Source organism: Gordonia sp. 852002-10350_SCH5691597 (assembly GCF_001665715.1).
Taxonomy (GTDB): Bacteria; Actinomycetota; Actinomycetes; order Mycobacteriales; family Mycobacteriaceae; genus Gordonia; species Gordonia sputi.
In genome coordinates, this window is sequence record NZ_LZMO01000297.1 from 1 (window position 1) to 530 (window position 530).

Here is a 530-nt window from a genome sequence, read left to right on the forward strand (position 1 = left end):
CACCGATCATCCCGCCCGGTTTGGACAGCGAGACGTCGAGCAATCGCATCACGTCGAGCTGCGACAAACCGCTGATCCAGTCGACGTAGTCGTCGAGGCGCCCGGCACAGTAGAGCCCGCCGACCAGCGCGCCCATCGATGATCCGGCGACGCTGACGATCTCGTACCCACGTGCGTCGAGTTCGGCAACGACGCCGATGTGTGCGTAGCCGCGAGCTCCCCCACTTCCCAGAGCGAGGGCCACGCGAGTCGATCGGGCCATGATGCTCAGCCTAACGATTACGTCCGACGCCGCACGCGTCAGTCGATAGGAAGCCGACGCGGCCCCGCACCCTGCCGGTTCAGCTCATCGCCGGGATTGAGCAGGTGGCACGCACCCAGCGAGAGGCAACCACATCCGACGCAGGAGCCGATCATGTCGCGCATGGTCTCGAGCAGCTCGATCCGGTGATTGATGTCGGCGATCCAGCGCTGCGACGCCGCCTCCCACATCGCGCGCGACGGCGACTCGTGTTCACCGAGCTCGGTGA

2 protein-coding genes are annotated in these 530 nt (G+C 66.0%); both read right to left on the reverse strand.

All coding sequences use genetic code 11. The annotated features are described in order from the left end of the window. Positions 1 to 262: patatin-like phospholipase family protein (locus A5777_RS22565; RefSeq protein WP_197502449.1), on the reverse strand; the 262-nt coding region annotated here is incomplete at its 3' end. 38 nt (positions 263 to 300) lie between these two features. Further along, on the reverse strand, positions 301 to 530 hold a 230-nt coding region (locus A5777_RS22570), incomplete at its 5' end, for a MerR family DNA-binding protein (protein WP_156529467.1).